We start from the raw sequence: 9,725 nt of genomic DNA on the forward strand, positions 1-9,725 counted from the left end.
ACATTGCAAATGTTTTGTCCATGGACAAAAATGAGATTGAGGACAATACGATCGTTATTTCCGAAAATGGTGTATCGAGAGAGTATATCATTGAGCAAAAACGAGATAACATTGTTAATGTTGTTGACAAAGAGAGCGGTGAGTACGCAGTTGAAGTTGACCTAGAAAATAGGGTAGCGGTCAAGTTTATTTCCTCTTTTTCAGATAATCAAAAAAATCAGTTCTTTGAATATTTCAAAGACTATGACGCTGTATATAACAAAGAAAGCTTTATACAGTCAACGGCAAAAGCACTTCTTCTCGGAGCTGAAACGGATGATGATTATGTCATTATAAAGCATATTGAAATGATTGATAATGACCCTGATAACATCAAGGTTGTTGATGATAACGGCTCTGAAAAATCATTTGCAGAACAGGTTGATGAAGCTTTAGGCGGAGTATTGCCATTCTATACAAGCTTAAAAGTATGTGACACTCCACAAATCTTGCTTGATGTTGGCTGTGAACAGCTGCCTATGCTGTATACACAAAAGCATTTGAAAAATGCAATTTTACCGCCTGATGAAAAAAATCATCGGCATGGTCTTGAAATTGAGCAGATAAAAAGATTACCAGAACTTCTCTCGCACCCTGTAATGATTATTGATTCTCCAAATCGTAAAGACAGTATCATTGTTGTAACATCAGAAGTTGACAAGAGTGATAATCCGATAATTGCGAGCATAAAGCCAAATGGCGAGGGTAGATATGAAGTTGAAAATGTCAGCTCTAATTTCATTACAAGTGTGTATGGGAGAAATAATTTTTCTGAGTATTTTAGGAGAATAGTTCAATCTGATAATCTCCTTTTTTGTGACAAACAAAAAAGCCAAGCAATGTTTGAGAGATGGGGAGAACAATACTCCGAATTAACAAACAATCTTGACTTCAATATTATTATACACCAAAGTCGCAATATTGTCAAGGGTATGCAGCAGGAAAATAATGCAGAACAACTCTCTTTCTTTGAAAATTCGACATTGGAAGATACGGAAGTTGAGATACCTTTTGCAGTTGGTGATGAAATAGATTATGGCGAACGCCATTACACGATTTCAAAAATCGACAAAGAGAAAAATACAGTTACGCTCCTTGACTATAATACAGGTTGGTATCCTATTTCTCATGATGAGGACCTGTCAATGGTCATTGCCGAGTTTGAAGCGGTGAGAGAAAAGGAGATAGTTGAGTCTGAAGCATTGGCAACTAAGCCTAACAACTTTGTTAAAATAGATGATGAAGGCTCGTTCAATAACGGCTCTTCATCTGAAAATTTTGTTATCACTGACGAACAGCTAGGCGTTGGAGGTCCAAAGCAGAAATTCAATAGAAACGTGACAGCTATTCAGCTTCTAAAAAAGATTGAAGAAGAAAATCGCAACATAACCAAAGATGAACAGCAAGTGCTGTCGGAGTATGTTGGTTGGGGCGGTATCCCTGAAGCGTTTGATAAAAATAATAGCTCGTGGTCGCAGGAGTATGAACAACTGAAAAATCTTCTTACGGGAGAAGAATATCAAAATGCCATAGGCTCGGTGCTAAATGCCCACTATACACAGCCTGTTGTTATCAACGCAATGTATACAGCGTTGTCAGAGCTTGGCTTTAGTGGCGGTAAAATACTTGAGCCAGCCGCAGGCGTTGGAAACTTTATCGGCTGTGCGCCTGAGAATATTGCAGATAGGTCATTCTTTACTGCGGTGGAGATAGACAGCATATCAGGCAGGATTGCAAAACAGCTCTACCCTGAGTCAGAAGTTCAGGTGTGTGGCTATGAAAACGCAAAGCTCAGAGCAGGCACGTTCGATGTGGCAGTCGGCAATGTTCCTTTCGGTGATTATAGTGTAATCGATAAGAAGTATAATCGTGACCATGCTATGATACACGATTATTTCTTCCTAAAAACGCTTGAAATGGTCCGTCCAAATGGTTTGATAGCTTTTATCACGTCAAAAGGAACAATGGATAAGCAGAGTAGTAAAATCAGAAAGCAAATAGACGAAAAAGCTGAGTTTATCGGTGCTATAAGGTTGCCGAATACGGCTTTTAAAGCTAATGCAGGCACAACAGTTGTCAGTGATATAATCTTTCTGAAGAAGAGGTCATTTCCACAGACAAAACTCAGTGAATGGGTCGATACCGCCTATAATGAAGATGGTCAGCGTATAAATCAGTATTTTATCAATCACCCTGAAATGATATGTGGAGAGCTAAAAATAAAGTCAGGTCCATATGGTCCTGAAATGACAGTTGACCCTTTTTCAGATAAAAGTCTGAAAGACGCATTGTCAGAGTGTGTTGAAAATCTAGTGAATAATACAGATGTGCGCTATACACAATTATCTCTCAGACCAGTAGCCGCTGAAGCAGACGATACGCAGAAACAGGAAGAAGCATTGCCTGCACCTGAAAACATTCCTGACGGCTTTTACGTTTCAATTAATGATAATATCTATAAAAGAAACGGAAGCGTTCTTGTAGAAGCAAAAAGGAAAAGCGGCAAGGCGTTTACAGAAAGAGAAAAGGGAATGCTCACTCTTGCGATAGACCTTGCCAAAGATTTGAGGTATGCTGTAAACATTCAAAATACAGATATATCGGACGAGGACTACGAGAAAATCAGAATAAGTCTTGAAAGCAAGTATAATTATTTCTCCGTAAAATACGGCAAGATAACAGACCCGAACAATAAACTGGTTTACAACACTCTCAGATATGTGCGGGACGATAATCTCGATTTTCTCAAGAGCATTGAAACACCAAAGTTTGAAAAGTCAGATATTTTATTGAAAAGAACAATACGTCCGTCAATAAAAATAACTCACTGTGATACAGTTGAGGACGGCTTTCAGGCTACTCTTGCGGAATATGGATATATTGACCTTAATCATATATCAAAAATCACAGGATATAAGGTAGACGAGTGCATTAACAGACTTAACGGCATACTTATGTATCGTGACCCTGACGAATTGTTTTCTGCTGACATTCAGCCTACTGATGGTTGGTTGACGGCAGACGAATACTTGTCGGGAAATGTGGTCGAAAAGCTAAGAAAAGCAAAACTTCTATCATCAAGGTTTCCTGAGCTGAAAGTAAACGTTGAAGCACTTGAAAAGGTACAGCCTGAAAAAATCAAAGCAGTTGATATACTAGCTCAGATAGGCTCATCATGGATACCTGAAAAATATATAGAGCAATTTGTAGAAGAGGTTTTCGGCATTGGTACAGTTGTTGAACACAACACTGCAACAGCAAATTGGAAACTGTCAAATAAGGTCAATGGCAATTATCACTCGTCCACAAGCACGGAGTATGGAACAGCGGATATAAATGCTATGTACATACTTGAAAACTCTCTTAATCTTAGAGATAGCACAGTATGGCGTGATAAGCGTGATGAGCTGGGTCACTTGGTCTATGATGATAAAGGAAATAAGGTCAGAGAAAAAGACGTAGAAAAAACCATAGCTGCTAATCACAAGGCTGAGAAAATCAAGGAAACATTCAAAGAATGGGTATGGACAGACGCATATAGAACGCAGGACCTTGAAAACATCTACAACTCAAAGTATAACACAGAACGTGCAAGAACGTATGACGGCTCACATCTGTTTTTTGCAGGAATGACAAGTTCAATACAGCTTGCGGATCATCAGAAAAATGCAGTTGCACGAGTTTTGTATGGTGGAAACACATTGCTTGCTCACGTTGTCGGTGCAGGAAAAACATTTGAAATGACAGCCGCTGCCATGGAAATGAGGAGAATAGGTGCTGCAAATAAACCGCTGTTTATTGTTCCTAATCATCTGATAGGACAGTGGGGAAAAGAGTTCTTGACGCTTTATCCTGACGCAAATATTCTTCTTGCAACATCAGAGGATTTTGAGAAAAGCAGGAGAAAAGCGTTTGTTAATCGAATAGCAACAGGAGATTATGACGCAGTAATAATGGGCTATTCAACTTTTGCAAAGATATCAATTTCGCCTGAAAAGCGAAAAGAATACTATCAACAGCAGATAGATGAGCTTATAGACATTATCCAGAGTTCTGATGATGACGATAATCTGTCTGTTAAGGACGCTCAGAAAAAGAAGAAGCAGTTAGAAACAAGACTTAAAAATCTTGAATATGATACTGAGCAGGACGATAATATCTATTTTGAAAACCTTGGCGTTGACGCACTTTTTGTTGATGAAGCACATAATTTCAAAAATCTTTCCATAAACACAAAGCTGTCAAGGATTGCAGGCATACAAACGACTGAGTCCAAACGAAGTGAGGACTTGCTCTTGAAAATTCAGTACATTAAGGAAAAGCAGAATGGATTGGATCGTGGCATTGTATTTGCAACTGGTACGCCTATCTCAAACTCACTTACTGAAATGTATGTCATGAAAAAATATCTCGAGCCTGATTATCTCAGAGAAAAAGGTCTACAGCATTTCGATTCATGGGTTGCCGATTTTGCAGAAGTGACAACAAATATAGAGCTATCTCCTACAGGTAACTCGTGGAGAGCCAAAAAACGTTGCTCAACGTTTAAAAATTTGCCTGAATTGATGAGTATCTATCGCAGAGTGGCAGATATCCAAACAGCAGAAACATTGAAGTTACCAGTGCCAAAGCTGAAAAACGGCAAGTATACGATATGCCTGACTAAGCCGTCAGAGGAACAGAAACTATTTATCTTTGATTGTGGCGAAAGAGCAGAGGAAGTTCATCAAAAAAGAGTTGACCCTAGCAAGGATAATATGCTGAAAATAACCAATGACGGAAAGATGTGTGCGTTAGATATGCGACTTGTTGACCCAACTGTAGAAGATAATCCTGACAGCAAGGTTAATATGGCGGTAAATAACATCTTCAACAAATGGGAAGAAACAAAAGATGATAGCCTGACACAGGTAGTTTTCCTTGACCGCTCTACGCCGTCAAAGGGTTTCAACCTATATGACGATATCAAGAGCAAGCTCATAGCCCTTGGCGTTCCTGAAGAGGAGATAAAATTCATTCATGACGCAAAAAATGATAAGGAAAAGGTAAAGCTCTTTGAAGATGTGAATGAGGGCAGAGTGCGTATACTTATCGGCTCTACGGAGAAAATGGGTGCAGGCACAAACATTCAGAAAAAACTATGCGCACTTCATCACATAGATGTTCCATGGCGTCCGTCTGATATCGAACAGCGTGAGGGACGTATACTCCGTCAGGGAAATGACTGCAAGGAGGTCGAAATTTTCCGTTATGCAACAGAGGGTACATTCGATAGTTACTCGTGGCAAACAATAGAGTATAAGCAGAAGTTTATATCTCAGGTCATGACAAATAAACCGCTTGGACGTTCGATAGATGATGTTGACGAAGCGGCATTGAACTACGCTGAGATAAAATCTTTGGCAACAGGTGACCCTCGCATTAAAAGACAGCTCGAGCTTTCAACTCAGGTGGATAATCTGCGCCGTGAAAAGTCAGAGTTTGAAGCTGATAGAATGAAAGCAAGAGAAGAAATAACATTCACTATTCCTACGCAAATAAAAAGAGCAGAGAAGTTTATCGAGATATTCGATAATGCAGTAGAGTATTCAAAGCAATATCCACGTTCTGAGAATTTCTGCGTAGAAATAGTTGATAACAAGATAACAGATAGGGAAGAAGCAGGCAAGGCTGTAAAAGCATTGCGAAAAGTTGGTGGCGAAGAGCCTATTGATGTGTGTGATTACAGAGGTTTTAAAATACAAATTCAGTATTCATCACTTGGCGGATATGGCTCTTTCAAGACAATAGTTTCGCACGAAAATGCAACGCTCTTTACTTCTCTTGGCGTGTCGAACACAGATGTATTTGATAACATTGATAATGCTATAGACGTTGATATGCCACAGTTGTTATCGAAACATAAGGAAGAGTTGAAAATAGCTCAAAAAAATATGCAGAAGTCAAAAGAGATAGCAGAGCGAGAGTTTCCAAAGTTAAAGGAGTATCAGGAAAAGAGAGAAGAACTCAATCAGCTCACATCGGAAATAGGCTTGAATGATAACTCAGGGGATATGGATATAGTTTTCAAACAAGACACTGTTAATTCTGTTATCGACAAGAGCTACATCCGAGATAATTCAGGAACGATAATTGCAAAGTTCACCTATAGTGTTCCTGAGAGTTATATAGAGAAGATTTACAACGATGATGATAACCTGAGCTTGGAATATGGTAGCCTACAGGAATACGTTAAGAGCGTTCAGGGTGATAACCGATTCTATGAAAAATCTAAAAAAGCAAGAAAAATCGTTGATGATGATATTCCTGCGGTTGATGATACGATGTTCTTAACGTTTAAACAGTGCCGTGCAATAGTTTTGGAGGAAGATAGTGAGCTTTTGACATTGCAAGGAGTTAAATCAAACGGAGAGCATATTAAGGTAGGAACATTTGACTATGATTATCAGACATATCAAACTTTAAGTTCTGTCGGAAAGCTCTATTCTGAAAAGCTTGGTATTCCATTTGGCGATGAAGATATTGCTGCTTCACGCAATAGAAGAATTTAAGATATAAGCCTTGATTGATTGTCAGGGGCTTTTTTTTCTTTCGGAGGTGAAAATTATTGTATAAAATTCAGATAGGCTGTAATAGGCGACTATCAAAGATATTTTATATCGATGAAAATGCGTTTAACAGCTATTTCGGGTGCAGTTCAGCAGACGAGTTTAAAAGAACTGCAAGACAAGAGCCATATGCTTGCAAGATTTTGTCCGTGGACAAAAGTGCAGAAGCATTTTCACTTGCTTTTGCGGATAGAGTATTGAGCAGATTATATATAGCTGAGTACTTAGTGGCGGACTATGACAGTGAGCATAAAGCGTTAGGAATTATTCGTTCAGAAATAAAAGATTGTATCGCATTTGACGGCTATATGGACGTTATTGACCTTAAGAGCATTGAAAATATTGATTATGCTATCAAGCTCTATACAGACTACATCAATAAAATAATGAATTTAGTAGAAGGTGACGCTGAGAAGTATAAGCGACGCAAAGCTTTAAAGTCAATAATTGAGTTGGCAAGGCATAGAAATGCCAATTTATACTCTGAAAAGGGGGATAAAATCAATGGCAATACGCCGTGAATATATAGGTTCGGGCAAGAAATTCATACGTTATTCTCCTGAAGAAATGGCAGACGCACGGCAAACGGATATGCTTGACTTCTTATCCCGAAAAGAGGGTTTTACCTTTATAAAAGTAGGCTCAGTATATCAATGTAAAGAGCGTGATAGTCTGATTGTTCAAGGTGACAGGCAACGTTGGTATTGGAATTCGCAAGAACTTAAAGGATTGAATTGTATTGATTGGCTTATGAAAATTGACGGTATGGACTTACGGGAAGCTTTTGAAACCATTATAGATTTGTCGGGAAATATTAAGACGGAGTTTGTAAAAGCTCCTGAAATAAAAGACGAGCCAAAAGAATTTCATTTGCCACCCAAAAGCGAAACGTATAGAAACGCTGCCGCTTATCTCACTAAAACACGAATGATAGATTCTCATATAGTCAGCTATTGTATTAAAAATAGTTACATATATCAGGACCAATACAAAAATGTTGTGTTTGTGGGTTTTGATGATAAGAATGAAGCAAAGTTTGCCGAGAGCAAGGTAACGAATACCTTCTATAAACGCAAGCCCAAAAATGTAAGTGGAAGTCAAAAAGAGTACAGTTTCAATCTGACATATTTGACACCTGAGAGTAACAAAGATACTGTTTATGTCTTTGAAGCTCCAGTTGACTTGCTAAGTCATGCAACGATGTATGTCATATCTGAAAAGAAAAGGGCTGAACGATTGGGGCAAAAACCTGATTATGATGTTTGGAAAAAGCAAAACAGGCTATCACTGTCGGGAACATCAGATGTTGCATTGCAATCATATCTGCAAAGATATCCTGAAATAAAAAACATTGTGCTTTGCTTAGATAATGACGAAGCAGGACGAAATGGAATTGCAAAAATAAATGAGAAGTATGCTGACAGGTATAACATTACAGTTCATATTCCTAAATTGGGCAAAGATTACAACGAAACATTGGTCAGCTATTTAACTGTAGCGGAGAAAGCTACAGAACAGAGAACAGTTGATAACAGTGAAGAAGTTGCTGTTACAAATACAACTCAGCGGTCACGCTGATACAAAAAAAATTCAAGGAGTGATTTTCTATGAAAAACAAGAAGATGAAGAAAATTGGTGCAACGCTCTCATCATCAGTTGCCGCATTGTCAATGATGTTGATGAACGCTGTATCCGCAAGTGCAGACGCTATTGATGTGAATGACAATGGCAAGGCGGCTGTAGTCCTTGCTGACCTGTCTGGTCTGCTCAAGTGGATCAATGACTTGGGTGACACTGCTAAGTATATTGGCTATGCCATATCAGTTCTTGCAGTTATAATCGCAGGTATCATGCTTATTGGCGGTGGCAATGGCGGTATGAGCAAAACAAAAGGTGTATTTATAGGAATACTTGGAGGATTAGCAATACTCGGCTTTGGTCCTAAACTCATTCAGGATTTTCAGTCAGCAACAACGAGTGGTATGCTTTTTATCAAATAAGCGGAGCGAACGGTACATATTGTATGTACCGCTATGGGTCTTAAGCTTTGAGCCTATAGCGGTGCATACACATACAGTGCATTAGAAACAGAAAGGACGGATAATTATGAGAGAAAGGTTATACAATGGTGATTTTTTTAACTTCGATTTTTATATCGAACGTACAGAGGGTGTTTATGACGGCATAGACTATGAAGAAGCGTTCAAAGCATTTACCTATCACATTCTCCATGAAAGTGGTCCGATAGAGATAGGCGTTGATTATGACAGACTAGGTAATGATGGTTTACCAAAAGAAAATGGAAGTGGAAGAATGCCACTTCGCAAGTTTTCAAAAGGCGTTTTTACAGGCGTAGTTGATGGCATTATTAAAGATAAGCTGATTGATAAAGCAATCGGTAATCTTGACGATTTTCAGTATAACTATATACGAGCGAATAAAGATTTTGAGTCAATAGCTGATATGTTCAAACGAATTAAAGATGACTGTGATTATGACAGTTGTGACTTTGACTATGATATAACAGTGACAGTTGGATCGCCAGAGTACGGAACGAATGAACCATATGACCGCTATTATAATGATGTTCTTAGCAGAGTAAATGTTATAACAGACGCAAAAGATATAATGAGTCTGTGCTGTGATTGGTCGGAATTTGTTTATCGCTATTATGACAAACTCAAAGATTTTGCCGATAAGAATTGGAGAAAGAACAATTTTGCCGAACCAGAAGATTTTGTGTACGAATGGATAGATGAAACGCAAAAATTACTTGCAGGCTATGGCACAGACAGTATATACAGTGCGTTGAGTGAAGTTATTGGTTTTGTCAATATCACTTGACACATTTTATTCGAACAAGAATTATGCAACGAGAAAGATATGATCATAGTAGAGCTTTCTTCGGGCTGCCGGAGGCAGACCACCGTTGGCGGTGCAGATTCTTCTGTTGGCCCAGTAACTCATAAAATATCTCCAGATCATGGTCTTCAACTCTTTCATAGTGTAGTTCTCCGGCTTGTCCTCACGGCTGTAGAACAGCTCTTCTTTCATTCTTGCCCACATACTTTCACAGCG

The 9,725-nt window shown here is 38.7% G+C and carries 5 protein-coding genes and 1 pseudogene; 5 read left to right on the top strand and 1 reads right to left on the bottom strand.

What is annotated here, in order from left to right; all coding sequences use genetic code 11:
* Positions 1-20 precede the first annotated feature (20 nt).
* From DW793_RS13100 to DW793_RS13120, 5 genes are all read left to right on the top strand, one after another.
* Positions 21-6,590 (top strand): MuF-C-terminal domain-containing protein, encoded by a 6,570-nt coding sequence (locus DW793_RS13100; RefSeq protein WP_147342212.1) that lies wholly within the window; start codon positions 21-23, stop codon positions 6,588-6,590.
* A gap of 56 nt (positions 6,591-6,646) precedes the next feature.
* Positions 6,647-7,168: a hypothetical protein gene (locus DW793_RS13105; RefSeq protein WP_118158404.1), complete on the top strand. Its 522-nt coding sequence runs from the start codon at positions 6,647-6,649 to the stop codon at positions 7,166-7,168.
* Positions 7,152-8,225 (top strand): DUF3991 domain-containing protein, encoded by a 1,074-nt coding sequence (locus DW793_RS13110; protein WP_181988379.1) that lies wholly within the window; start codon positions 7,152-7,154, stop codon positions 8,223-8,225. The genes DW793_RS13105 and DW793_RS13110 overlap by 17 nt, the downstream gene beginning before the upstream one ends.
* Positions 8,226-8,254: 29 nt before the next feature.
* On the top strand, positions 8,255-8,647 hold the full coding sequence (locus DW793_RS13115; RefSeq protein WP_022288328.1) for a hypothetical protein: 393 nt from the start codon (positions 8,255-8,257) through the stop codon (positions 8,645-8,647).
* 106 nt (positions 8,648-8,753) lie between these two features.
* On the top strand, positions 8,754-9,491 hold the full coding sequence (locus tag DW793_RS13120) for a hypothetical protein (RefSeq protein WP_118158406.1): 738 nt from the start codon (positions 8,754-8,756) through the stop codon (positions 9,489-9,491).
* A gap of 21 nt (positions 9,492-9,512) precedes the next feature.
* Here DW793_RS13120 and DW793_RS13125 read toward each other — a convergent pair.
* Positions 9,513-9,725: pseudogene (locus DW793_RS13125) on the bottom strand (IS3 family transposase); the annotation flags it as partial.

The organism is Ruminococcus sp. AM31-15AC, from assembly GCF_003462045.1.
GTDB classification, from domain to species: Bacteria; Bacillota; Clostridia; order Oscillospirales; family Ruminococcaceae; genus Hominimerdicola; species Hominimerdicola aceti.

What these genes read in the sequence shown, in the direction of transcription:
- DW793_RS13120 (WP_118158406.1), top strand. Translation starts at nt 8,754, where the DNA reads ATGAGAGAAAGGTTATACAATGGTGATTTTTTTAACTTCGATTTTTAT.
- DW793_RS13110 (WP_181988379.1), top strand. Translation starts at nt 7,152, where the DNA reads ATGGCAATACGCCGTGAATATATAGGTTCGGGCAAGAAATTCATACGT.
- DW793_RS13100 (WP_147342212.1), top strand. Translation starts at nt 21, where the DNA reads ATGGACAAAAATGAGATTGAGGACAATACGATCGTTATTTCCGAAAAT.
- DW793_RS13115 (WP_022288328.1), top strand. Translation starts at nt 8,255, where the DNA reads ATGAAAAACAAGAAGATGAAGAAAATTGGTGCAACGCTCTCATCATCA.